The organism is Hydrogenophaga sp. PML113, assembly GCF_001777155.1.
Taxonomy (GTDB): Bacteria; Pseudomonadota; Gammaproteobacteria; order Burkholderiales; family Burkholderiaceae_C; genus Hydrogenophaga; species Hydrogenophaga borbori.
Genome location: NZ_MIYM01000001.1, coordinates 721,550 through 744,020 on the forward strand (window position 1 = coordinate 721,550; position 22,471 = coordinate 744,020).

Annotated in this window: 21 protein-coding genes and 2 tRNA genes; 14 read left to right on the plus strand and 9 right to left on the minus strand. The window is 69.8% G+C overall.

The window, feature by feature from the left end; genetic code table 11:
- Window positions 1-158 precede the first annotated feature (158 nt).
- From dnaG to BHU06_RS03345, 3 genes are all read right to left on the minus strand, one after another.
- Window positions 159-2,108 (minus strand): DNA primase, encoded by a 1,950-nt coding sequence (gene dnaG, locus BHU06_RS03335; RefSeq protein WP_070397694.1) that lies wholly within the window; start codon window positions 2,106-2,108, stop codon window positions 159-161.
- A gap of 132 nt (window positions 2,109-2,240) precedes the next feature.
- Window positions 2,241-4,028: a gamma-glutamyltransferase family protein gene (locus tag BHU06_RS03340; RefSeq protein ID WP_070397695.1), complete on the minus strand. Its 1,788-nt coding sequence runs from the start codon at window positions 4,026-4,028 to the stop codon at window positions 2,241-2,243.
- 28 nt (window positions 4,029-4,056) lie between these two features.
- Complete coding sequence (locus BHU06_RS03345; protein ID WP_070397696.1) at window positions 4,057-4,815, minus strand: 3-hydroxyacyl-CoA dehydrogenase; 759 nt, start codon at window positions 4,813-4,815, stop codon at window positions 4,057-4,059.
- 129 nt (window positions 4,816-4,944) lie between these two features.
- On the opposite strand from BHU06_RS03345, the gene pgsA reads away from it, so the two are divergent.
- Entirely contained in the window at window positions 4,945-5,514 is a 570-nt protein-coding gene (gene pgsA / locus BHU06_RS03350; RefSeq protein ID WP_070397697.1) for a CDP-diacylglycerol--glycerol-3-phosphate 3-phosphatidyltransferase, read from the plus strand.
- A gap of 49 nt (window positions 5,515-5,563) precedes the next feature.
- Complete coding sequence (locus BHU06_RS03355; protein ID WP_070397783.1) at window positions 5,564-6,424, plus strand: DMT family transporter; 861 nt, start codon at window positions 5,564-5,566, stop codon at window positions 6,422-6,424.
- Here BHU06_RS03355 and BHU06_RS03360 read toward each other — a convergent pair.
- Window positions 6,381-7,358 carry a LysR family transcriptional regulator gene (locus tag BHU06_RS03360; RefSeq protein WP_070397698.1) on the minus strand — a complete coding sequence of 326 codons (978 nt, stop codon included), beginning with the start codon at window positions 7,356-7,358 and terminating at the stop codon, window positions 6,381-6,383. The genes BHU06_RS03355 and BHU06_RS03360 overlap by 44 nt on opposite strands.
- A gap of 95 nt (window positions 7,359-7,453) precedes the next feature.
- On the opposite strand from BHU06_RS03360, the gene BHU06_RS03365 reads away from it, so the two are divergent.
- The 5 genes from BHU06_RS03365 to BHU06_RS03385 all read left to right on the plus strand — a co-directional run bounded on the left by BHU06_RS03365 (window position 7,454) and on the right by BHU06_RS03385 (window position 11,295).
- Entirely contained in the window at window positions 7,454-8,539 is a 1,086-nt protein-coding gene (locus BHU06_RS03365; RefSeq protein ID WP_070397699.1) for a tartrate dehydrogenase, read from the plus strand.
- A 272-nt stretch (window positions 8,540-8,811) separates the two neighbouring features.
- On the plus strand, window positions 8,812-9,084 hold the full coding sequence (locus BHU06_RS03370) for an HU family DNA-binding protein (RefSeq protein WP_070397700.1): 273 nt from the start codon (window positions 8,812-8,814) through the stop codon (window positions 9,082-9,084).
- Window positions 9,085-9,103: 19 nt separating this feature from the next.
- Window positions 9,104-9,179: transfer RNA gene (locus BHU06_RS03375), tRNA-Val, on the plus strand.
- A 79-nt stretch (window positions 9,180-9,258) separates the two neighbouring features.
- Window positions 9,259-11,181 carry a SurA N-terminal domain-containing protein gene (locus BHU06_RS03380; RefSeq protein ID WP_070397701.1) on the plus strand — a complete coding sequence of 641 codons (1,923 nt, stop codon included), beginning with the start codon at window positions 9,259-9,261 and terminating at the stop codon, window positions 11,179-11,181.
- A gap of 38 nt (window positions 11,182-11,219) precedes the next feature.
- Window positions 11,220-11,295, plus strand: a tRNA-His gene (locus BHU06_RS03385).
- Between the two features lie 121 nt (window positions 11,296-11,416).
- On the opposite strand, the gene BHU06_RS03390 is transcribed toward BHU06_RS03385, so the two are convergent.
- Window positions 11,417-12,244, minus strand: coding sequence for an IclR family transcriptional regulator C-terminal domain-containing protein (locus BHU06_RS03390; RefSeq protein ID WP_083292876.1), 828 nt, complete (start codon window positions 12,242-12,244; stop codon window positions 11,417-11,419).
- A gap of 109 nt (window positions 12,245-12,353) precedes the next feature.
- Between BHU06_RS03390 and BHU06_RS03395 the strand changes: the two genes are divergently transcribed.
- The 5 genes from BHU06_RS03395 to BHU06_RS03415 are packed head-to-tail and all read left to right on the plus strand — an operon-like array spanning window position 12,354 to window position 17,049.
- Entirely contained in the window at window positions 12,354-13,346 is a 993-nt protein-coding gene (locus BHU06_RS03395; RefSeq protein ID WP_070397702.1) for a tripartite tricarboxylate transporter substrate binding protein, read from the plus strand.
- 8 nt (window positions 13,347-13,354) lie between these two features.
- Entirely contained in the window at window positions 13,355-14,590 is a 1,236-nt protein-coding gene (locus BHU06_RS03400) for an aromatic ring-hydroxylating dioxygenase subunit alpha (RefSeq protein WP_083292878.1), read from the plus strand.
- Complete coding sequence (locus BHU06_RS03405; RefSeq protein WP_070397704.1) at window positions 14,587-15,051, plus strand: nuclear transport factor 2 family protein; 465 nt, start codon at window positions 14,587-14,589, stop codon at window positions 15,049-15,051. Before BHU06_RS03400 ends, BHU06_RS03405 begins: the two co-directional genes overlap by 4 nt.
- Window positions 15,052-15,068: 17 nt before the next feature.
- Complete coding sequence (locus BHU06_RS03410) at window positions 15,069-16,025, plus strand: PdxA family protein (RefSeq protein WP_070397705.1); 957 nt, start codon at window positions 15,069-15,071, stop codon at window positions 16,023-16,025.
- Between the two features lie 19 nt (window positions 16,026-16,044).
- Window positions 16,045-17,049 carry an FAD-binding oxidoreductase gene (locus BHU06_RS03415; RefSeq protein ID WP_070397706.1) on the plus strand — a complete coding sequence of 335 codons (1,005 nt, stop codon included), beginning with the start codon at window positions 16,045-16,047 and terminating at the stop codon, window positions 17,047-17,049.
- 20 nt (window positions 17,050-17,069) lie between these two features.
- On the opposite strand, the gene BHU06_RS03420 is transcribed toward BHU06_RS03415, so the two are convergent.
- From BHU06_RS03420 to BHU06_RS03435, 4 genes are read right to left on the minus strand one after another with little or no spacing between them, the layout of a single operon-like run.
- Complete coding sequence (locus BHU06_RS03420; RefSeq protein WP_070397707.1) at window positions 17,070-18,398, minus strand: TRAP transporter large permease; 1,329 nt, start codon at window positions 18,396-18,398, stop codon at window positions 17,070-17,072.
- Window positions 18,391-18,954 (minus strand): TRAP transporter small permease subunit, encoded by a 564-nt coding sequence (locus BHU06_RS03425; protein WP_070397708.1) that lies wholly within the window; start codon window positions 18,952-18,954, stop codon window positions 18,391-18,393. Before BHU06_RS03425 ends, BHU06_RS03420 begins: the two co-directional genes overlap by 8 nt.
- 59 nt (window positions 18,955-19,013) lie before the next feature.
- Window positions 19,014-20,084, minus strand: coding sequence for a C4-dicarboxylate TRAP transporter substrate-binding protein (locus tag BHU06_RS03430; RefSeq protein ID WP_070397709.1), 1,071 nt, complete (start codon window positions 20,082-20,084; stop codon window positions 19,014-19,016).
- Between the two features lie 37 nt (window positions 20,085-20,121).
- Window positions 20,122-20,832, minus strand: a complete 711-nt coding sequence (locus BHU06_RS03435) for a TetR/AcrR family transcriptional regulator (protein ID WP_254668104.1) — start codon at window positions 20,830-20,832, stop codon at window positions 20,122-20,124.
- Window positions 20,833-20,921: 89 nt separating this feature from the next.
- Here BHU06_RS03435 and BHU06_RS03440 point away from each other — a divergent pair, with 89 nt between their 5' ends.
- Together BHU06_RS03440 and BHU06_RS03445 are read left to right on the plus strand one after the other, a co-directional pair.
- Window positions 20,922-21,596, plus strand: a complete 675-nt coding sequence (locus BHU06_RS03440; protein ID WP_070397711.1) for a CoxG family protein — start codon at window positions 20,922-20,924, stop codon at window positions 21,594-21,596.
- Window positions 21,597-21,606: 10 nt separating this feature from the next.
- A complete protein-coding gene (locus BHU06_RS03445; RefSeq protein ID WP_070397712.1) occupies window positions 21,607-22,461 on the plus strand; it encodes a xanthine dehydrogenase family protein subunit M in 855 nt (284 codons plus the stop codon).
- Window positions 22,462-22,471 lie beyond the last annotated feature (10 nt).

Below are 22,471 nucleotides of genomic sequence, written 5' to 3' on the forward strand. Positions count from 1 at the left end.
CCTGCAAGCTGTGGGGCGATCATTTGGTGTGCAGTCCTTGCGGGGTTCCGCGCGCCCGGGGAGGGCGGGGTGGCCAGGCGGTGTTGCCATGTAGCCCTTGCAGGAGGGCCGGGCCGGTGCCGGAGGTGCTGCTGTCGCGCTTGCGGTGCAACCGAGGATTATACCGGCGCGGCGCCGATCTGGTGCTCCAGCGCCTTGCGCTGGGCCTGAATGTCGGCATAACGCCGCAGTTCGGCCGGGTCGCTGCCGGCGCGGGCGATGGCCTCGACCTCCAGGGCCTTCAGGTGCTCGATGCGCAGGCGCAGCATGACGCCGCCCAGTTCCTCGGCGTCTTCCTCGGCGCCGGGGGTCAGGGCGCAGCGCTCCACCTGCTGGCAAGCCAGCGCCTCGTGTTCGTGGCCGCGCAGGGCCTCGCGCAGGGCGGCCCAGGGTTGGTGGCCGTGCTCGTGCAGTTGCGCCTCCAGCCAGGCGAACAGGGGGCCGTGCGGTGCGGGCAACTCGGCCAGCAGGTGGTGGTCGTCGGCGGAGAGCTGGTCCCAGGACGGGGTATGCGACAGCAGCAGGCCCAGGGCCCGGTCTTCGCGGCTCATGAGGCCGCGGCGCGACGCCGACGAGCGGCCGTGCCAGGCGTGCTGGGTGGCGGCCTGCCCCTGGCGGCGGCGCGGGGCACCGGACCCGTACCCGCCACCGTGTTCGTACCCATGATCGTGTTCCGGGCCCCCGTCGGGGTCGCGCGGTTCCTGGCGGGCGCGGGCCGGGCGCGGCGCGGCGCCGCCCGGCTGGCCGCGGCCGCCCGCCGGTGCCCACAGGCGCAGCAGGTCCTGGGCGTCCAGGGCGGCGGTGTGGGCGATGTCGGCCAGCAGCTGGCTCTTGAGCGCGCCGTCGGGCAAGGCGCTCCACAGCGGGCGGGCCTGGCTGGCCATGCGCGCGCGGCCTTCGGCGGTGTCGAGCTCGCAGTCGGCGCCGGCGGCCTCCAGCAGGAAGCGCGACAGCGGCATGGCTTCCTTCACGCGCGCGGCGAAGGCCTCGGTGCCGTGCTCGCGGATGAAGCTGTCGGGGTCGTGCTCGGCGGGCAGGAAGAGGAACTTCACGCTGCGCGTGTCGCTGGCCCAGGGCAGGGCGGCGTCCAGCGCCTTGCGCGCGGCGCGCCGGCCGGCGGCGTCGCCGTCGAAGCTGAACACCACGGCGTCGGTGAAACGGAACAGCTTCTGCACGTGGTCGGCCGTGCAGGCCGTGCCCAGCGTGGCCACGGCGTTGCCAAAACCGAGCTGGGCGAGCGCCACCACGTCCATATAGCCCTCGGTGACCAGGGCGTAGCCGTGTTGGCGGATGGCGGTGCGGGCTTCGAACAGTCCATACAGCTCGCGGCCCTTGCTGAAGACCGGCGTCTCGGGCGAGTTGAGGTACTTGGGCTCGCCCTTGTCGAGCACGCGCCCGCCAAAGCCGATGCACTCGCCCTTGACGTTGCGGATGGGGAACATCACGCGGTCGCGGAAGCGGTCGTAGCGCTTGGCCTGGCCGTCCTGGCCTTTTTCGTCGGCGTGTTCGATCACCAGGCCCGACTCGGTGAGCAGCGGCGACTGGTAGTCCGGGAACACGCCGGCCAGGTGGCGCCAGCCCTCGGGCGCGTAGCCCAGACCGAACACCTTGGCGATCTGGCCCGACAGGCCTCGGCCCTTGAGGTAGCCGATGGCGCGCGGCGAGGCCTTCAGCTGCTTCTGGTAGTCGCGGGCGGTCTTCTCCAGCACGTCGGTCAGCGTGGCCTGTTGCTGGCGTTGCTGCGCGGCGCGTTCGCGGTCCTGCGGCGAGGCGGCGTCGTCGGGCACCTGCAGGCCGACCTGGGCGGCCAGGTCCTTCACGGCTTCCACGAAGCCCATGCCCGTGTGCTCCATGAGGAAGCCGATGGCGTTGCCGTTCGCCCCGCAGCCGAAGCAGTGATAGAACTGCTTGGACGGGCTGACGCTGAACGAGGGCGACTTCTCGCCGTGGAAGGGGCACAGCCCCATGAAGTTGGCGCCGCCCTTCTTGAGCTGCACGTAGCGGCCCACCACGTCGACCACGTCGACGCGGGTGAGCAGTTCCTGGATGAAGCTCTGGGGGATGGCCATGGGGAAGGGGGAGAGTATGAAGCACCCCCGCCGCGCCGCGCGCGCCCCCCCGAGGGGACCCTGCCAAGGGACCGGCACAGCCGGACCCGTGGCCTGTCTGGACGGGATCTCCCGCGCCGACGGGGGTGTCGGTCAATCGCCTGCGACGATGCCCTCGCGCCGCGGATCGGCACCGCCCAGCCAGCGCCCGCCGCGCCGCAGCAGGGCCTGCGCGCCGCTGGTCATCTCCACCGTTTGCACCGTGTGGCCGAGGGCGCGCAGCGCCTGGACGGTGGCGTCGGGGAAGCGGTTTTGCTCCAGCATCAGCGGACCGCCCAGGGTGCCGAAGTTGGGCAGGTTCAGCGCGGCCTGCGGGTGCAGGCCCCAGTGCAAGCTGCCGTGCAGTGCCTTGGCGGTGTAGTGGATGATGAGCGCGCCGCCCGGGCTGCCCGCGCTCATGAGGGGTTCGCCGCTCTGGGCGTCGAACACCAGCGTGGGCGCCATGGACGAGCGCGGCCGCTTGCCCGGCTGCACGCGGTTGGCGATGGGGCGGCCCTGGCTGTCGGCGGGGGCGAAGCTGAAGTCGGTGAGTTCGTTGTTGAGCAGGAAGCCGCCGGGGCGAGAGGGATCGGTGCTGACCATCAGGCGCGAGCCGAAGGCCGATTCGATGGTGGTGGTCATGGCCAGCGCGTTGCCGCGGCCATCGACGATGCTGATGTGGCTGGTGCCGGCCTCGGGTTGCGAGGGCATGGGCGCGAAGGCCAGCGTCGCGCCGGCCGGCCGGCCCGGCCTGGCCTCGGGCATGCGCTGCGGGCCGATGAGTTGGGCGCGCGCGTTGAGGTATTCGGGGGCCAGCAGGCTGTTCCAGTCCCCGCCGGGCGCGGGCACGAAGTCGGGGTCGCCCACGTACTGGGCGCGGTCCGCGAAGGCCAGGCGCGAGGCCTCGGTGTAGGCGTGCAGCCAGTCGGCGCCGGGGCGGCCGTCGCGCAGGCCGGCCAGGGCCTGCGGCGTGCGTGAGAGCAGGCCCAGGATCTGCCCGACCGCGATGCCGCCCGAGCTGGGCGGCGGAAAGCCGCACAGGCGCACCCAGCGCCCGCCGGTGCGCAGCGGGTGGCACAGGGCCTCACGCTCGCGCGGCTGGTAGCGGCGCAGGTCGTCCTGCGTGAGCGCGCCGGGCAGGCTGGGGTGCTGGCGAACCTTGTCGACGATGGCGCGCGCGATCGGGCCGTCGACCAGGGCCCGTGGCCCGATGGCCGCGATGTCGCGCAGCACCGCCGCGAGCTCGGGGTTGCGCAGCGCGTGGCCGACGGGATGCGGCGTGCCATCGGCGCGGTAGAAGTAGGCGCGTGCCACGGGGTCGGCCGGCAGTGCCTGCTCGGCGGCCAGCAGCGTGTGCAGCCGCGGGCTCACGGGAAAGCCGCGCTCGGCCAGGTCGATGGCGGGCTGAAACAGCCGCGCCCACGGCAGGCGCCCGTGCTGCCGGTGCGCCAGGGCCAGCATGGCCACGGTGCCCGGCACGCCCACCGAACGGCCGCTGGCCACGGCTTGCGCGAAGGGCATCGGCTGGCCCTGTGCGTCGAGGAAGAGGCGCTCGTCGACGGCGGCCGGCGCGGTCTCGCGGCCATCGAAGGCCTGCACGCGCCGGCCGTCCCAATGCAGCAGGAACGCGCCGCCGCCAATGCCGCTGGACTGCGGCTCCACGAGCGTCAGCACCATCTGCACCGCAATCGCGGCGTCCACCGCGCTGCCTCCTTCGCGCAGGACGCGCGCGCCCGCTTCGGTGGCCAGCGGGTTGGCGGCGGCGACGGCCAAGCGCCCGAAAGACCAGCCCGGCTTCGCGGTGTAGCCGGAGGCGGCTTCGGGCTGAGGGGGCGTGGCGGGCGGCTGCGCGCAGGCCGCCAGCAGCAAGGTCAGGAGGAGGGGCGAGAGCCAGCGCTTCATGGCGCGACTCTACGCCCGAAGCACCGGCTTACCGAGGCGCCAGGCGGATCGCGCCGTCCAGGCGGATCACCTCGCCGTTGAGCATGTCGTTCTCGATGATGTGCTTGGCCAGTTTGGCGTAGTCCTGCGGCGTGCCCAGGCGGCTGGGGAAGGGCACGCTGGCGGCCAGTGCGTCCTGCACCTCTTGCGGCATGCCGAACAGCATGGGCGTGCCGAAGATGCCGGGGGCGATCGTCATGTTGCGGATGCCGTTGCGCGCCAGGTCGCGCGCGATCGGCAGCGTCATGCCGACCACGCCACCCTTGGAGGCACTGTAGGCCGCCTGGCCGATCTGGCCGTCGTAGGCCGCCACGCTGGCGGTGCTGATGAGCACGCCGCGCTCACCGGTCGACTCGGGCTCGTTCTTGCACATCGCGTCGGCGGCCAGGCGGATCATGTTGAAGCTGCCCACCAGATTGACCATGATGGTTTTGGTGTACACGGCCAGCGCGTGCGGGCCGTTCTTGCCCACGGTCTTCTCGGCCGGGGCGATGCCCGCGCAGTTGACCAGGCCCATCAGCTTGCCCAGCGACACCGCCTTCGCGACCACGGCCTGGCCATCGGCCTCGCTGCTCACGTCGCACTTGACGAACACGCCGCCGATGTCCTTGGCCACGGCCTCGCCCTTGTCGGCCTGCATGTCGGCGATGACGACCTTGCCGCCGTTGGCCGCGAGCATGCGCGCCGTGCCTTCGCCGAGGCCCGAGGCGCCGCCGGTGACGATGAATACCTTGCCTGCAATCTCCATGCTTGTGCTCCTGAGGGGATGGGTGTGCCGGGGTGGCTTTGACGTTGACGTAAACGTCAATTATGCAGTGGCGCACGATGGCCGCAGCCATCGATCTGGCCCGTGCGGGCCAGCCCGCATAATCCGGCCATGTTCTTCAACCTCCCCACCCTGCTGACCTGGGCCCGCATCGTGGCCATTCCGCTGATCGTGGGGGTGTTCTATGTGGGGCATCTCAGCCCGGCCGAGCAGAACCTGGTGGCCACCGCCATGTTCATCGTCTTCGCGCTCACCGACTGGGCCGACGGCTACCTGGCGCGCAAGCTCAACCAAACCTCGGCCTTCGGCGCCTTCCTCGACCCGGTGGCCGACAAGTTCCTGGTCTGCGCCAGCCTGCTGGTGCTGGTGCACATGGGCCGGGCCGACGTGTTCGCGGCGCTCATCATCATCGGCCGCGAGATCGCGATCTCCTCGCTGCGCGAGTGGATGGCCATCATCGGCGCCACCAAGAGCGTGGCGGTGCACATGATCGGCAAGGTCAAGACCATGGTGCAGATGATCGCGATCCCTTTCCTGCTGTTCGACGGCCGCCTGTTCGGCCTGATCGACACCCGCCTGTGGGGCACCTGGCTGCTGTGGATGTCGGCCGTCCTCACGGTGTGGTCCATGGTCTATTACCTGCAGAAGGCGCTGCCCGAGATCCGCGCGCGTTCCCGTTGAAAGCGAGCCCGTGAGTTCTCCCGCGTCCGACAACGCCTGGCTGCGCGCCATGCCCTGGGTGTTCGTGCTGATCTGGAGCACGGGTTTCATCGTCGCGCGCTACGGCATGCCGCACGCGCCGCCGCTGTCCTTCCTGGCGATGCGCTACGCGCTGTCCATCCTGTGCTTCCTGCCGTGGATCGTCTGGGCCGGCGTGAAGTGGCCGGCCAACCGCACGCAATGGCTGCACCTGTCGGTGGTCGGTGTGCTCATGCACGCGGGCTACCTGGGCGGCGTGTGGGCCGCGGTGAAGGCCGGCATGGGCTCGGGCCTGTCCTCGCTCATCGTCGGCCTGCAGCCGGTGCTCACCGCCATCTGGCTCAGCGCCGTGGGCGGCGCGCAGGGGCGGGTGTCGCGCCGGCAGTGGCTGGGCCTGCTGCTGGGGTTTGCGGGGCTGGTGCTGGTGGTATCGCGCAAGCTGGTCGAAGGCTCGCCGGGCGACCACGCCAATGCGGAGAACCTGTCGTACGCGGTGTTCGCGCTGTTCGCCATCACGGCCGGCACCCTGTACCAGAAGCGCTTCGTGCAGGCCTGCGACGTGCGCACCGCCAACACGGTGCAACTGATCGCGGCCTTCATCGTCACGCTGCCCCTGGCCCTGCTGGAGCCCGAGCCCATGCACTACTCGGGCGAGTTCATCGGCGCCATGGCGTGGTCGGTGCTGGGGCTCACGCTGGGCGGCAGCTCGCTGCTCTATCTGCTGATCCAGCGCGGGGCCGCGGCCAGTGTGGCCAGCCTGATGTACCTGGTGCCGCCGACCACGGCCGTCATCGCCTGGCTGCTGTTTCGCGAGCCGATCACGCCGCTCACGGTGGCGGGCATCGCGGTCACGGCCTTCGGCGTGAGCCTGGTCGTGCGCTCGCCGCGCTGAGCGCCGGCGCGGGCCGCCAGGGCTCGTCACGGAAGGCCTCGGCCAGGGCGGTCACGAGCAGCCGGATGCGCTTGGGCGACTGCGCCTGCCAGGGCGCCAACCAGTGGATGTCCGCGTCGCGGTGGCTCCAGGCCGGCAGCACGTGCACCAGTTCGCCGCTGGCGATCCGCGGCGCGATGTCCCACAGGCTGCGCAGCATGATGCCCTGGCCCGCGAGGCACCAGTCGCGCACCAGCTCGCCCGAGTTGCTCGACAGCGGCCCGGCGATGGCCACGCGGCGCAGGGCGGCGTCGCCCTCGTGCTGCAGCGCCCAGTGGTCTTGTCGCCTCGGGTCGGCGTCGGTGTGCTCGCGCACCACCAGGCAGTGGTGCATGGCCAGGTCGTCCAGCGTGCGCGGCGCGCCGTGCACGGCGAGGTAGGCGGGCGCGGCCACCAGCACGCGCCGGTTGGGCGCCAGCCGGCGCGACACCCACTCGCCCGCGCGCTGGTCGGGCGCGCTCCACAGCCACACGGCCCCGTCCAGCCCTTCGGCGGCCAGATCGGGCAGGCGCTCGGTGAGCTGCAGCTGGATGGACACCGCCGGGTGCTTCGCCTGGAAGGCCGCCAGCGCCGGCCCCAACCAGCGCCGCCCGAAGCCGAAGGTGGCCGCCAGGCGGATCGGCCCGGCGGGCTCGGCCTGGCGCTCGCGCAGCTCGGCCTGCGCCGCCTCGAAGCCGCGCAGCAGCTCGGCCGCCCGCAGCGACAGGGTCTCGCCTTCGGCCGTGGGGCTGACGCGGCGCGTGGTGCGCTGGAACAGGCGCACACCGAGCGAGGCCTCGAGCGCCGCCAGCCGCCGCGTGATGGCCGATGGCGTGAGCCCCAGGGCCTGGGCGGCCTGCGCCAGGCTGCCGTGCTGGCGAACGGCTTGCACCATCTCCAGATCGGCGCGATCCATGAATTGCTCCTGGCTCAATAATCAATGCACGGATTATTGCGAATGGATTCGCTACAGTGGCGCACCGATTCGACAGCACCACCAGGAGACCCCCCATGAGCAAGCACCGCATCGCGGTCATCGCCGGCGACGGCATCGGCACCGAAGTCATGCCCGAGGGCCTGCGCGTGCTCGAGGCCGCGGCCACGCGCTTCGGCATCGACCTGCAGTTCGACCACTTCGACTTCAGCAGCTGCGACTACTTCGAGAAGCACGGCCAGATGCTGCCCGACAACTGGAAGGACCTCATCGGGGGGCACGAGGCCATCTACTTCGGTGCCGTGGGCTGGCCCGCCAAGGTGCCCGACCACGTGTCCCTGTGGGGCTCGCTGCTGCTGTTCCGCCGCGAGTTCGACCAATACATCAACCTGCGGCCCGCGCGCCTGATGCCCGGCGTGGTCGCGCCGGTCGTGCGGCGCGACGGCAGTCCGCGCCAGCCGGGCGAGATCGACATGGTCATCGTGCGCGAGAACACCGAGGGCGAGTACAGCAGCATCGGCGGGCGCATGTACGCCGGCACGCCGCGCGAGATCGTGATGCAGGAAACCGTGATGTCGCGCCACGGCGTCGACCGCGTGCTGCGCTACGCCTTCGAGGTGGCGCGTTCGCGGCCCAAGAAGCACCTGACCAGCGCCACCAAGAGCAATGGCATCGCCATCACCATGCCGTACTGGGACGAGCGCGTGGCCGAAATGGCGAAAGAGTATCCAGATGTGACGGTGGACAAGTTCCACATCGACATCCTCACCGCGCATTTCGTGCAGCGGCCCGACTTCTTCGACGTGGTCGTCGGCAGCAACCTGTTCGGAGACATCCTGTCGGACCTGGGGCCGGCCTGCACCGGCACCATTGGCATCGCGCCCAGCGCCAACCTCAACCCCGACCGCACCCAGCCGTCGCTGTTCGAGCCGGTGCACGGCTCGGCGCCGGACATCGCGGGCTTGGGGGTGGCCAACCCCATCGGACAGATCTGGTGCGGCGCGATGATGCTGGACTTCCTGGGCTACCGCGAGGCTCACGACGCCGTGCTGCGCGCCATTGAGGCCACGCTGGAGCCCAAGAGTGGTGCGCCGCGCACGGCCGATCTGGGCGGGCGCGCGGGTACGGCCGACGTGGGCCGCGCGATCGCCGCGCTCCTCTGACCGCTGATCTCGCCGACGCGCCGATGCCCCAGGCAAGGGAGGCCTGTGTGGGGCATCTGCGTCTAGAATCGCCGCTCGTGTGGCCCATGGGCCTCGGCGCCCGATGTCTTGTTGACACGCGCCGCGGCACATGGGTCTAATCGTTCGGCGCATGGATTCCGGCACTTCCGCCAGGGCCTGCGCTCCCGGGCAGACACCGGCCGGCCCCCGCGGCGGCCGTCGCACCCGGCCCAATACACGCTTCACCCAATCCATTTCAAGAGGGGCTCTTCGTGAACAAAACCGAACTCGTCGAACACATCGCCAAGCACGCCGACATCTCCAAGGCCGCTGCGACGCGTGCTCTCGACTCCACCATCGCCGCCATCCGCACCACGCTCAAGAAGGGCGGCACCGTTTCCCTGGTGGGCTTCGGCTCGTTCGGCGTGAGCAAACGTCCCGCTCGCAAGGGCCGCAACCCGCGCACCGGCGCCGAGATTAAAATCAAGGCCGCCAAGGTGCCGAAGTTCCGCCCCGGCAAGGCACTGAAGGATGCGGTCAACTGACCTGGCCATTCAAGTACATGGGTGCTTAGCTCAGTCGGTAGAGCGGCTCTCTTACACGGAGTAGGTCGGCGGTTCGACCCCGTCAGCACCCACCAAAAAAAGGCGAACCCGGGTTCGCCTTTTTTGTTGTCCATCAGAATCCGGCACTCGACCCGCCACCTCAAGGACGTTCGCATGTTCGATTCCATTCGCGATCACAAGAAGTACCTCATGGGCTTCCTGCTGATCCTGATCATTCCTTCCTTCGTGCTCTTCGGGGTCGAGGGCTACACCCGCTTCAGCGAGGGTGGCGAAACGGTGGCCACGGTCGATGGCAAGAGCATCAAGCGCAACGAGTGGGAGCAGGCGCACCGCCAGGAGTCGCAGCGCTTGCGCGAGATGATGCCGACGATCGACCCCGCCATGCTCGACTCCGACGAGGCGCGCTACGGCACGCTGGAGCGCATGGTGCGCGAGCGCGTGCTGGCCGCCGCTGCGCAGAAGCTGAACCTCTACACCAGCGACCAGCGCCTCGCGCGCGAGTTGCAGTCCAACCCCACCATCGCCGCCATGCGCCGCCCCGACGGCAGCCTCGACGTCGAGGCCTACCGGCAGCTGCTTTCTCGCCAAGGCATGACGCCCGAGATGTTCGAGGCCTCCGTGCGCGCCGACCTGTCGCAGCGCCAGGTGCTGCAGAGCGTGCAGGACAGCGGTTTCGCCGGCAGCGCGATGGCGCGGATGTCGCTCGATGCCTTCTTCCAGAAACGCCAGGTGCGCGTCAAGACCTTCGCGGCCAAAGACTTTGCCTCGCGCGTGGCGCCGAGCGACGCCGACATCGAGGCCTTCTACAACCAGAACCAGGCGCTGTTCCAGGCCACCGAGCAGGCCGACATCGAGTACCTCGTGCTCGACGCCGCGGCGCTGGAGCAATCGGTCAAGCTCAACGAGGCCGACCTGCGCGCCTACTACGAGCAGAACGCCGCGCAACTCAGCGGAGCCGAGGAGCGCCGCGCCAGCCACATCCTGCTGAGCGTGCCCCAGGGCGCCACGCCCGAGCAGAAGGCGGAGATTCGCAAAAAGGCCGAGGAACTGCTCGCCAAGGTCAAGGCCGATCCCTCCAAGTTCGCCGAACTGGCCAAGGCCAACTCGCAGGACCCGGGCTCGGCCGCCAACGGCGGCGACCTCGACTTCTTTGGCCGCGGCGCGATGGTGCCGCCGTTCGAGCAGGCCGTGTTCTCGCTCAAGAAGGGTGAGATCTCGAACCTGGTCGAGAGCGATTTCGGCCTGCACATCATCCAGCTCACGGACATCAAGGCGCCGCCCAAGCGCTCGTTCGAGGAACTGCGCCCGCAGATCGAGGCCGCGCTGCGCAAGCAGCAGGCCCAGCAGCGCTACGCCGAGTCGGCCGACAGCTTCACCAACCTCGTCTACGAGCAGTCCGATTCGCTCAAACCCGCCGCGGAGCGCCTGAACCTCACGATCCAGACCGCCAAGGGCCTGCACCGCGTGCCCGCCCCTGGCGCGCAGGGCGTGCTGAGCAACCGCCGCCTGCTCGAGGCCCTGTTCGCGCCCGAGTCCACGGCCAGCAAGCGCAATACCGAGGCCATCGACACTGGCAGCAACCAGCTGGTGTCGGCGCGCATCGTGGAATATCACCCCGCGCGCACCCTGAGCCTGGCCGAGGTGCGCGACGATGTGCGCGCCCGACTGGTCGCGCAGCGCGCCACCGAGCTGGCCAAGCAGGAAGGCGAGAAGCAGCTGGCGGCCTGGAAGGGCGGGGCCGATGCGGCCGCGCTGGGTGCCTCGGTCACGGTGTCGCGCGACGCTCCGCTCGACCTGGATCCGCGCGTGCTCGACGCTGCCCTCAGCGCCGATCCCAAGGCCCTGCCGGCCTGGGCGGGCGTGAACCTGGGCGAGCAGGGCTATGCGGTGGTGCAGGTCAGCCAGGTGCTGCCGCGCGGCGAGGTGAGCGCCCAGCGCCTGGGACAGGAGGTGCAGCAGGTGTCGCAGTGGTGGTCGGGCGCCGAAGGCCTGGCCTACTACGAAACGCTCAAGACCCGCTACAAGGCCAGCATCAAGGTGCCCAAACCCGGCGCGGCCACCTTGGCCGCGCGCTGAGGGCGCTTTCCAGCTGAGGCTATAATGCGCGGCTTGCGGTGGCTGTAGCTCAGTTGGTAGAGTCCAGGATTGTGATTCCTGTTGTCGTGGGTTCGAGTCCCATCAGCCACCCCAGATTCTGAAACGCACAAAGCCCCTGAGCCGCCAGGCTCCAGGGGCTTTCTGTTTCCGGCGCCTCGATTGCCGAGCGGGCCACCGCCGTGCCGCCACCCCCTGAGGCGCGTGGGGCGCCGCTTCACAGCAGCGCCGGAAACTTCTGCTTCGCTCGCTCCAGCTCAGGCAACAGCTTGTCCATGATGGCCGGGATGTCCATTCGGCTGGTTGCCACCGACAGGCTCATTGCCGCGATGGTGCGGCCATGGCGGTCGAGTATGGGCACCGCGATCGAGCGCAGGCCGATCTCCAGTTCCTGGTCGCACAGCGCGTAACCCTGGCGCTGCGCCAGCTCCACTTGTTGCATCACCTTCGGCAGGCTGGTGATGGTTTTGACCGTGAGCGCCGGGCGGCCCATGCGGCTGAGCATGAAGCGCACCGCGTCGCGCGGCTGCCCGGCCAGCAGCACGCGCCCGGTGGCACTGGCGTAGGCCGGCAGGCGCGCGCCCACGCCCAGCCCCACCGATAGGCTGCGCCGGTGCGTGGCGCGGGCCACGAACACGGAGTCTTGCGAATCCAGTACCGCGATCGAAGCCGATTCCTTCGTGCGCTCGGCGGTGGTTTCCAGGATGGGCTGGGCCAATCGCGTGAGCGCATCCGACACCACGAAGGCAGAGCCCAGGCGCAACGCGCGCGCGGCGAGCTGGAACTGACGGCCGTCCTGCGTGGCGTAGCCCAGGTGGCACAGGGTGTGCAACGAACGGCGCACCGACGCCTTGGTGTGCCCCGTGACGTCGGCCAACTCGGTGAGCGTGGCCCCGCTGCGCAATTGGCCGAAGGCTTCGATGATGGCCAGCCCCTTTTCCAGCGCCATGACGTAGTCGCGCTCGCCGCGCTCGGCGCGTTCGTCCGCGCCATGGCTTGCGTCGTCGGCATGGGTGCCAGGAGAGGCTTTGGTTGAAGTTCGCATGGCGCACATTTTGTTCGAATTCGTTGATGTGCATCAAGTGCGCGCCTAGACTGCGCCGCCGTGTCGGTGTTTGGCCGCCACGTTCTGCCCACCCCAGTAGAGGAATGACATGAGCTCCCCACGAATCACGCGACGCGCGCTGGCCGCGGCGTCGATCGCCGCCGGCCTCAGCGCCGTGCTGCCCTTTAACGCGCAGGCCCAAACGGCCGTGGCACCCAAGGTGCTGCGCCTGGTGGTGCCGTTTCCGGCCGGCGGCACGGCCGACGTGCTGCCGCGCGTGCTGGCCGAGAAGATGCGCGACGCCTATCCCGCCGGCATCGTGGTGGAGAACCGCACCGGCGCGGGCGGCAACATCGGTGGCGAGTTCGTCGCCCGGGCCGAGCCCGATGGCAGCACCCTGCTCGTATCGCCGCCGGGCCCGATCGCGATCAACCACCACCTCTACAAGTCCATGCCGTTCGACCCCACCAAGTGGGTGCCCGTGACCGTCGTGGCCACGGTGCCCAACGTGCTGGGCGTGTCGAACCGCCTGCCGGTGGCCAACCTGGCCGAGTTCATCGCCTACCTCAAGGCCAACCCCGACAAGGTGACCTATGCCTCGCAGGGCAATGGTTCCACCTCGCACCTGACCGCCAACCTGTTCATGCAGCTCACGGGCACGCGCATGGTTCACATCCCCTACCGCGGCACCGCGCCCGCGCTCACGGACCTGGTCGGTGGCCAGGTCGACGTCTTCTTCGACAACATCGCGTCGTCGGCCCAGTACCACCAGGGCAAGCGCATCAAGGTGCTGGCCGTGGCCGACAGTCGCCGTTCCAAGGCCTTGCCCGACGTGCCGAGCTTCGCCGAGCTCAAGCTGCCCGACATGCAGGCCGTGACCTTCTTTGGCGTGGTGGCGCCCGCCGGTACGCCCAACGCCGTGGCCCAGCAGATCCAGAAGCATTTCGCCGAGGCCATGGCCTTGCCCGACGTGCGCGAAAAGTTCGCCGCCCAGGGCGCCGAACCCGGTGGACAGACGCCCCAGCAGACGGCCGCCTTCATCAAGGCGGAGTCGGACAAGTGGGCGCGCGTGATCAAGACCGCCAACGTGACCCTCGAGTGATGCCGGCCATGCCAGACGTGCAAACCATCCGGTGGACCGATCGGCTCAGCCGCGTGCCCTACGCGGTCTATGCGGACGAGGGGATCCACGAGCAAGAGCAGGCGCGCGTGTTCAGAGGCGCCACCTGGAACTACCTGTGTCTGGACGCTGAGCTGCCCGAGCCCGGCAGCTACCGCACCACGCACGTGGGCGAGACGCCCGTGGTGGTGGTGCGCGACGCCGACGGCGAGATCTACGCCTTCGAGAACCGCTGCGCGCACCGCGGCGCGTTGATCGCGCTGGAGAAGTCGGGCAAGGCCGAGAGCTTTCAATGCGTGTACCACGCCTGGAGCTACAACCGCCAGGGCGACCTCACCGGCGTGGCCTTCGAGAAGGGGGTGAAGGGGCAGGGTGGCATGCCGCCGGACTTCTGCAAGGAAAACCACGGGCCGCGCAAGCTGCGCGTGGCCGTGTTCTGCGGCCTGGTGTTCGGCAGCTTCAGCGAGGAGGTGCCGCCGATCGAGGAGTACCTGGGAGAGGACATCTGCGCGCGCATCGAGCGCGTTCTGCACAAGCCGGTGAAGGTGATCGGCCGGTTCACGCAGGCCTTGCCCAACGACTGGAAGCTCTACGTGGAGAACGTGCGCGACAGCTACCACGCGAGCCTGTTGCACCTGTTCTTCACCACCTTCGAGATCAACCGCCTCTCGCAAAAAGGTGGGGTGATCGTGGACGAATCGGGTGGCAACCACGTGAGCTATTCGATGATCGATCCCTCGGCCAAGGACGCGTCGTACAAGGAGCAGGGCTTGCGTTCCGACCACGACCGCTACCGGTTGAAGGACCCGAGTCTGCTCGAGGGCTTCGAGGAATGGCCCGATGGCGTCACGCTGCAGATCCTGTCGGTGTTCCCCGGTTTCGTGCTGCAGCAGATACAGAACTGCCTGGCCGTGCGCCAGGTGGTGACCAAAGGCAAGGACCGCGCCGAATTGCACTGGGTCTATCTGGGCTTCGAGGACGACACGCCCGAGCGGCTGCGCGTGCGGCTCAAGCAGTGCAACCTGGTGGGTCCGGCGGGCTTCATCTCCATGGAAGACGGCGCCGTGGGCGGCTTCGTGCAGCGCGGCATCGCGGGGGCGCGAGACCAGCAGGCCGTGGTGGCCATGGGCGGCGAGGTGGTGGCCTCGGGCGAAGGCCGGGCCACGGAGACCTCGGTGCGCGGCTTCTGGAAGGCCTACCGCCAGCACATGGGGGTGGCGGCATGATCGACCTGCTGAGCCTGATGGCCTTTCACGCGGCCTACGCCGACACCATCGACAGCGACCGCCTGGAGCAGTGGCCCGACTTCTTCGCGCCCGATGCGCTCTACCGCATCACCCATGTGGAGAACGAACAGCAGGGCCTGCCGGCTGGCATCGTCTGGGCCGACTCGCGCGCCATGCTCGAAGACCGGGTGGCCGCGCTGCGCGAGGCCAACATCTACGAGCGCCAGCGCTACCGCCACCTGTTGGGCGTGCCGGTGCTGGAGTCGGCCGACGCGCAATCGGCGCGCGCCCGAACGCCTTTCATGGTGGCGCGCATCATGGCGCACGGTGAAACGCAGCCCTTCGCAACCGGCGTCTACCGCGACCGCTTCGTTCGGGTGGACGGGAGGCTGCTGCTGGCCGAGCGCGTGGCGGTGTGCGACAGCACCGTCACCGACACGCTCATGGCCTTGCCGCTGTGAGCGGCGCGGCGTCCGCGATGAACAGCTCGCGCGTGGCCCTGAGCCTGGGCGACCCGAACGGCGTCGGCCCGGAGATCGCGCTCAAGGCCTTGGCCGAGCTGGCGCCCGAAGCGCGCGAGCGCCTCGTGCTCTATGGGCCGGGCGAGGTGCTGCGCGCCACGGCGCAAAGCCTGGGACTGCAAGACCTGCTGGTCGGCCTGCAGCATGTGCACGTGGGCGGTCTGCCGAGGGGCTCGCACCAGCCCGGTCGCATCGATGCCGGCGCCGGCCGCAGCGCGGTGGCCAGCGCCAGCGCCGCCATTGAGGCCTGCCGCGCGGGGGCGGTGCAAGCCGTGGTGGCCGGCCCGCACCACGAGACCGCCATCGCGCAGGCCGGTATCGTGTTCAGCGGCTACCCCAGCCTGGTGGCCTCGGTGTGCGGACTCGGTGAAGACGAGGTGTTCCTGTTGCTCATTGGCGGCGGCCTGCGCATCGTGCACGCCACGCTGCACGAAAGCGTGGAGCGCGCGCTGTCGCGGCTGAGTCCCGATCTGGTGGCGGCGGCCGCGCGCGCCGGCGTGCGCGCCTGCCAGCGGCTGGGCCTGTCCCGGCCGCGCGTGGCGCTGTTCGGCATCAATCCGCACGCGTCCGAAGGGGGGCTGTTCGGGCCGCACGACGCGCACTGCACCGTGCCCGCGGCGCGCGCGCTGCGCGAGCAGGGCCTGGACGTGGGCGAACCACAAGGCGCCGACGTGCTGCTGGCGGACCACGCGCACCGGCCGCACGACCTCTACGTGGCCATGTTCCACGACCAGGGCCACATCCCCATCAAGCTGCTGGCCCCGCAAGGCGCCTGCGCCCTGTCCATCGGCGCCGAGGTGCTGCTGGCCAGCACCGGCCATGGCAGCGCCATGGACATCGCCGGCACCGGCCGGGCGCGGCCCGATGCCTTGCTGCGCAGCCTGCGCCTGATGCTGGACCCGGTGCGCGCCTGATCCTCTTCTTTCATTTGCCATGAGCCACCAGATCCGCATCGTGGGCTCCGACCTGTGTTTCGGATGCGAGCCCGAAGAAACCATCCTCGACGCCGCGCTGAAGGCCGGCATCGAGGTGCCTTACTCCTGCCGCAAGGGCGTGTGCGGCAACTGCGCCGCGCGCGTCGAGGGCGGTGACTTCGAGCGCGGCCCCGTGTCCGCCGAAGCGACGCCGCCTGGCCAGGAGCTGCTCTGCCAATGCCGCCCGCGCGCCGACCTGGCGATCGCGCCATCGAGCTGGCGCCGCCTGGAGCCCGGCGCGCGCAAGCGCCTGCAGCTCAAGGTCTACCGCAACACCCTGGCCGCGCCCGATGTCAGCCTGTTGCAACTGCGCCTGCCAGCGGGCCAGCGCGCGAAGTTCCGCGCGGGGCAGTACCTGCAGGTTCACCTGCCCGACGGCGAACGGCGCAGCTACTCGATGGCCAACCCGCCGCACGAAAGCGACGGCGTGCAACTGCACGTGCGGCACGTCGCGGGTGGGCGCTTCAGCGCCCTGGTGGCGGACCTGCAGCCCGGTGACCTGCTCGAAGTGGAGCTGCCCTTCGGCCAGGTGGACCTCGACCCCGAGGCCGGCAGTCCCTTGCTGTGCGTCTGCGGCGGCACCGGTTTCGCGCCGGTGAAATCGCTGCTCGACGACCTCGCGAAGCGCAGGTCGGCGCGTCCCGTTTCCCTGATTTGGGGCGCGCGCGACCGCGCCGGCCTCTACCTGCTGGAACACGCCGCCAAATGGGCCAGGGCCTTGCCGAACTGGCGCTTCGTGGCGGCGCTGGAAGACGGTGCCGAGGCGAAGGCCTTGGGCGCTTTCCATGGCCGGGTGGACGCCGCCGTGCGCGCCCTGGCCGATGAACTGCCGCGCGGCGGCGAGGTCTACTGCTGCGGCGCGCCACCCATGGTGTCCGCCGTGCGCGCGGCCTGCGCCGATGCGATGCAACTGCCGGCCGAGCGCTTCCACGCCGACATCTTCGTGCCCGGCCCGGCGGGCTGAGCCCGCCGCGCGCGGGCGCCTCAGGTCAGTGCCAGCGACAGCACCGGAAACACCGCCACCAGCAGCAGCACGAACAGCATGGCGGCCACGTAGGGCAGGGTGCCGCCGAAGATGGCCTCCACCGACACGCGCGGATCGTTCAAGGTGGACTTCACCGTGAACACCGAAATGCCGAAGGGCGGCGTGAGCAGACCGATCTCCACCGCGAGCACGGTCAGCACGCCGAACTGGATGAGGTTGAAGCCGAGGTCGCTGGCGATGGGCACGGCCACGGGCGTCATGATCAGCAGGATGGAACTGGAGTCCAGGATCATGCCGAGGAAGAGCACGATCAGCACGTAGATCAGCAGAAAGCCATAGGGCCCCAGGCCGGCGTCCTGCACCAGCTCGCTGATGGCCACCGGCACGCCCGCCACCGACAGCATGCGGCTGTAGAAACTCGCGGCGATCAGCAGGATCAGGATGGTGACCGAGACGCTGCCCGTTTCGTGCAGCACGCGCCAGAAGCGGCCCTGGCCCAGGCTGCGCCGCGCCAGCGCCACCACCAGCGCGCCGAAGGCGCCGATGCCGCCGGCCTCGGTGGGGGTGAAGAAGCCGCTGTAGAGCCCGCCCAGCACCAGCGCCACCAGGGCGACGATGGGCACCAGCTTGCCGGCCATCTGCGCGCCACTCAGCAGCGGGCCGCTGGCGCGCTGCTGGGCCATGTCGCGCTGGCGCTTGAGGTCGAAGACCATGCCGGGCGCGAAGGTGGCCATCAGCACGATCATCGCCACGAACACCGCGGCGAGCATGAAGCCCGGGATGATGCCGGCGATGAACAGTGTGCCGATGGACTGCTCGGCGAGCACGCCGTAGATGATCATCAGCAGGCTGGGCGGGATCATCATGCCCAGCACCGAACTGCCGGCCACCGTGCCCGCCGCGAAGGCCGTGCGGTAGCCGTGGCGGGCCATCTCGGGCACGGCCACGCGGGTGAAGACGGCGGCCGAGGCGATGGACACGCCCGTGACCGCGGCGAACACGGTGTTGGCCGCCACCGTGGCCACGCCCAGTCCGCCGCGCACGCGGCGCAGCAGGGCCTCGGCCACCTCGAAGGTGTCCTTGCCCACGTTCGATATGGACACCAACAGGCCCATCAGCACGAACAGCGGGATGGTGGCGAAGATGTAGTCGGCCACGCCGTTGTAGGCGGAGAGGTAGAGCAGGCGCATGGCCATCTCCACGTCCTCTCGCATGAGCCAGATGCCTGCGAAGCCGATGCCGATGAGCGCCACGGCGATGTGCACGCCCAGCAGCACGAAGACCACGAGCGCGCCGATCAGCAGCCCGCCAAAAACCAGTTCACTCATGCGGATCTCCGAAGTCGCCCGCGTGGCGCCACAGCGAAGGGATCTGCAGCAGGTAAGCGCCCGCGGCCACCAGCGAGCCGCCCACGATCAGGGCGCGAAAGGGCCAGGTGGGCACGGTGTACACGCCCTGCACGCCGAAGAACTCGTTCGTGCTCCAGGCCTGGGAGAGTTCGGGCCAGGCGATGAAGGCCAGTGCCACGAACAGCAGGCAGCCCAGCAGGGCGTTGCCCACCTCGAGCACACGCAGCGCGCCGAGCGAACGTGCGCCGATGAGCCGCAGCAGGAAGTCGCTGCGCGTCATGCGGCCCGAGCAAATGGCGGCGGCGAGCTGCAGGAACACGATGGAGGCCACCGAGCGCGCGGCGAATTCCGCCACGCCGGTGATGGGCCTGTCGAGGAAGTTGCGGCCGACCACGTCGGCCACGACCATCATCATCATGAGGAAGATCCACACGGTGCCGGCGGCCGCGAGCGTGCGCGCGATGCCTTGCAGCGGGTGCGGGTTGGCCGGGGCGGGGGCGCCGCCCTCGGCGGCGGGTTCAGCTTTCTTGTGCACGGTTCACTTTCACTGGGGCGCGCGCGTCGCCACGTGGCGTCGGGCGCGGGCGCCGGGGCTCAGCGGTTCTGGCCGTCCCAGTCGCGCAGCGGCTTCACGCCGTGCGCGCGCAGCTCGTCGAAGTAGGCCTTGAGCACGGCCTTGCCCTTGTCGCCCGTGGCCTGCAGCCAGGGCTGCACGATGTTGGGCAGGCCGTTGACCCACTTGGCCTTCTCGGCCGCCGGCAGGTCGGCGATCTGCAGGCCCGCGGCCTTCATGGTGTCCAGCGCGGCGTTGGCCGTCTTGGTGACGTGCTGGCCATGCGCCTTGGACGTGGCCTTGCCGGCCTGGGCGAAGGCGTCCTGCACTTCCTTGGGCAGGGCGTCGTGGAACTTCTTGTTCGCGGCAACGCTGCCGAAGTACATGGAGCCCACGTCCACCCGCGTGAGGTACTTGGCCACTTCGTACACGCGCGCCGGCCCGATGCCGCTGGCAAAGGACAGCGCGCCCTGCGTCACGCCGGTCTGGATGTTGGTGTAGTAGGTGGTGAGGGCGCCGTCGACCGGCGTGGCGCCGGTCTCGCGCAGCCAGTTGGCCGAGGTGCCGGGCGCGTTGATCTTCTTGTTGTGAAGATCGGCCATGGTGCGGATCGGGAAGTTGGCGTAGATGTCGTAGCTGTCGGTGATCAGCGAGGACAGCGGCACCATGTTCTGCGCGGCCCAGCTCTCGCGCAGCGCCGGCACGGTGGTGTTGAGCTTGTCGAAGATTTCGATGAGCAGCTCGTGGTTGGTGGTGGCGAAAGGCGTGAAGTAGGTGACGTTCTGCAGCGGCATGGCCGAGTTTTCCCAGACCGTGCCGACCATGCCCACGTCGACGATGCCGTCGCGCACGGCGGTGCGCGTGTCGGTGAACTTGTAGAGCGTGCCGCCGTAGTTTTCGCGCCAGCGGATCTCGTACTTGCCGCCGCCGGCCTTGAGGATGCGGTCCACCTCGGGCTGGAACACCTCTTTCATGGCATAGGCCCAGATGTTGGAGGTGGGGTGGCTGGAGCCGATGTTGACCGTGATGCGCTGTTGCGCGGCGGCGGGCAGCGCGGCCAGGCCGGTGCCCAGGGCCAGTGCGCCGGCCACGGCGAGGGTTGAAAGCTTCATCTGTCGTGTCTCCTTCTGTTGCTCTTGGGATGGCGGCTCATCGAGCCGGGTTCTTCTGGGTGAGCAGTTCGCGGCTGGCCTGCAGGTAGCCGCGCACGCGGTCGCGCACCAGGGCTTCGTCGCAGGTGTCGTGCATGGCCTCGCTGTGCACGTCCTGGCCATAGATCCAGCGGCGGATCGAGATGTAGAACATGCCGCCGTGCAGGCCCATGAGCAGTTCGAGTTCGCGCTCGCTGGGCTTGGCGCGCGAAGTCGAGCCGCGGAAGCGCCGCGTCTCACGGATCAGGCGCGGGAACAGGCGTTCGCGCAGCATGGCGAAGAAGCGGTCGGAGATGGCGTGGTCCATCAGGCCCGAAAACATGAGGATGCGGACGAACTCGCGCGAGAGCGCGTTGTTCACGTAGTCGGCATAGAAGGCGGTGAACTTGTCCTCGACGTCGGCCTTGGTGTCGTCCAGCAGTTCGTCCCAGCTGTCGCGCCAACGGCCCTCGAACACGTCGAGGTACACGCGGTCGATGAGCGCCTGCTTGGTGGGGAAGTAGTGGTAGAGCAGGGCGTGCGTCACGCCAATGCTCTTGGCCAGGTCGCGCAACTGGCCGCCGAAGCCGTTGGAGGCGAAGAACTGGATCGCGCCGTCGACGATCTGGCGCTCGCGTTCGGACACGCTGAGCCGGCGGCGCGCGGGTGCGCCTTCGGCCGCTGCCGCGTCGACTTTTTTGGCTCGCTCAGGGTTTTTCTGTATGCGCACGCTATTTACCGAACGGTCAATGAGACATAGCATTGTTGAACGGTTGGTAAACAAGCGCACCCGTGAAAACCCGGGGGCAGAGAAAACGAATGGAACTCAACGGAGACATCCTCATCGCGTCACCTCGCGACACGGTCTGGGCCGCGCTCAACGACCCGCAGGTCCTGGCGCGCTGCATCCCCGGTTGCGAAAGCCTGGAGGCCACCAGCGACACCGAGCGCACGGCGCGCGTGGCCGTGAAGGTGGGGCCTGTGCGCGCGCGCTTCACGGGCCACCTGCGCTTGCAGGACGTGCGCCCCGGCGAGGGCTGCACGCTGCAGTTCGAGGGCTCGGGTGGCGCGGCGGGCATGGCCAAGGGGCAGTCCACCGTGTCGCTGGCCGACGAAGGCGGCGACACGCGGCTGCGCTACACGGCGCAGGCCTCGGTGGGGGGCAAGCTGGGGCAGGTGGGCGGGCGAATGATCGACGCGGCCGCCAAGCAGATGGCGGACCAGTTCTTCGCGGCCTTCCAGGGCGAGCTGGCGCCTGGCGCGGCGGTGCCGCTGGCCGAGACCGTGGCGCAAGAGACCGCGCCCGCTGACGCTGCGCCACCCGCGGCGGCGGGTGCGCCGGCCACCACCACCGCGTCCGTCGCGCCCGCACCCCGGGCCGTATCGGCGCAGGCACCCGCGCCGCTCGGCGAGGGCGTGCGTGTGCTGTGGTTTGCGCTGGGCGCCCTGGCCACCGGCTTCGGCGTGTGGATCGCTTCCCTGTTGTCCGCTTGAGGAGGGTGCCTTGAAGGCCGCTGCATTCGATTACGTCAAGGCCGGCTCGATCGAGCAGGTGATCGACCTGCTGTCTCGCCATGGCGACGACGCGCGCGTATTGGCCGGCGGGCAAACGCTGATGGCCACGCTGAACATGCGCCTGTCCGAGCCCGCGCTGGTGATCGACATCACCGGCCTGGCCGCGCTGCGCGGCATCGAGCGTTGCGGCGAGGTGCTGCGCATCGGCGCGCTGGCCACGCACTCGCAGATCGAGCAAAGCCCCCTGGTGGCGCGGCACGCGCCACTGCTCGTCGAGGCCGCGCCCCACATCGCGCACCGGGCCATCCGCAACCGCGGCACCTGGGGCGGCTCCATCGCCTACGCCGACCCGGCGGCCGAATGGCCCGCCTGCATGCTCGCGCTGGGCGGCACGGTGGTGGCGCAAGGACCGGCGGGCGAGCGCCGCATCGCCGCCGACGATTTTTTCACCGGCCTGTACACCACCGCGCTGCGGCCCGATGAGATCGTGGTCGCGGGCGAAATTCCGGTGGCGGCGCCCGATGGGTGGAGCGGCATGGCGCAGCTCGCGCGCCGCCACGGCGACTACGCCATCGTGGGCCTGGCGGCTTCGGCGCGGCGCCGCGGCGGCGCGCTGTCGTCGCCGCGGCTGGCCTTCATGGGCGTGGCCACCACGCCCTGGCGCGCGCGCCGCACCGAAGCCCTGCTCGACGGCAAGGCGCCCGACGAGGCCACGCTGGCGCTCGCCGTGGCCAGCCTGCGCGCCGAGATCGATCCCTTGCCCGACCTCACCAACACCCCCGAGACCAAGCGCCACCTGGCCGGCGTGCTGCTGCAGCGCCTGCTGGCCGCGGCGCTCGCCTGACCCGAAAGCC

What these genes read in the sequence shown, in the direction of transcription:
- dnaG (WP_070397694.1), bottom strand. Translation starts at nt 2,108, where the DNA reads ATGGCCATCCCCCAGAGCTTCATCCAGGAACTGCTCACCCGCGTCGAC.
- BHU06_RS03340 (WP_070397695.1), bottom strand. Translation starts at nt 4,028, where the DNA reads ATGAAGCGCTGGCTCTCGCCCCTCCTCCTGACCTTGCTGCTGGCGGCC.
- BHU06_RS03345 (WP_070397696.1), bottom strand. Translation starts at nt 4,815, where the DNA reads ATGGAGATTGCAGGCAAGGTATTCATCGTCACCGGCGGCGCCTCGGGC.
- pgsA (WP_070397697.1), top strand. Translation starts at nt 4,945, where the DNA reads ATGTTCTTCAACCTCCCCACCCTGCTGACCTGGGCCCGCATCGTGGCC.
- BHU06_RS03355 (WP_070397783.1), top strand. Translation starts at nt 5,564, where the DNA reads ATGCCCTGGGTGTTCGTGCTGATCTGGAGCACGGGTTTCATCGTCGCG.
- BHU06_RS03360 (WP_070397698.1), bottom strand. Translation starts at nt 7,358, where the DNA reads ATGGATCGCGCCGATCTGGAGATGGTGCAAGCCGTTCGCCAGCACGGC.
- BHU06_RS03365 (WP_070397699.1), top strand. Translation starts at nt 7,454, where the DNA reads ATGAGCAAGCACCGCATCGCGGTCATCGCCGGCGACGGCATCGGCACC.
- BHU06_RS03380 (WP_070397701.1), top strand. Translation starts at nt 9,259, where the DNA reads ATGTTCGATTCCATTCGCGATCACAAGAAGTACCTCATGGGCTTCCTG.
- BHU06_RS03390 (WP_083292876.1), bottom strand. Translation starts at nt 12,244, where the DNA reads ATGCGAACTTCAACCAAAGCCTCTCCTGGCACCCATGCCGACGACGCA.
- BHU06_RS03395 (WP_070397702.1), top strand. Translation starts at nt 12,354, where the DNA reads ATGAGCTCCCCACGAATCACGCGACGCGCGCTGGCCGCGGCGTCGATC.
- BHU06_RS03400 (WP_083292878.1), top strand. Translation starts at nt 13,355, where the DNA reads ATGCCAGACGTGCAAACCATCCGGTGGACCGATCGGCTCAGCCGCGTG.
- BHU06_RS03405 (WP_070397704.1), top strand. Translation starts at nt 14,587, where the DNA reads ATGATCGACCTGCTGAGCCTGATGGCCTTTCACGCGGCCTACGCCGAC.
- BHU06_RS03410 (WP_070397705.1), top strand. Translation starts at nt 15,069, where the DNA reads ATGAACAGCTCGCGCGTGGCCCTGAGCCTGGGCGACCCGAACGGCGTC.
- BHU06_RS03415 (WP_070397706.1), top strand. Translation starts at nt 16,045, where the DNA reads ATGAGCCACCAGATCCGCATCGTGGGCTCCGACCTGTGTTTCGGATGC.
- BHU06_RS03420 (WP_070397707.1), bottom strand. Translation starts at nt 18,398, where the DNA reads ATGAGTGAACTGGTTTTTGGCGGGCTGCTGATCGGCGCGCTCGTGGTC.
- BHU06_RS03430 (WP_070397709.1), bottom strand. Translation starts at nt 20,084, where the DNA reads ATGAAGCTTTCAACCCTCGCCGTGGCCGGCGCACTGGCCCTGGGCACC.
- BHU06_RS03440 (WP_070397711.1), top strand. Translation starts at nt 20,922, where the DNA reads ATGGAACTCAACGGAGACATCCTCATCGCGTCACCTCGCGACACGGTC.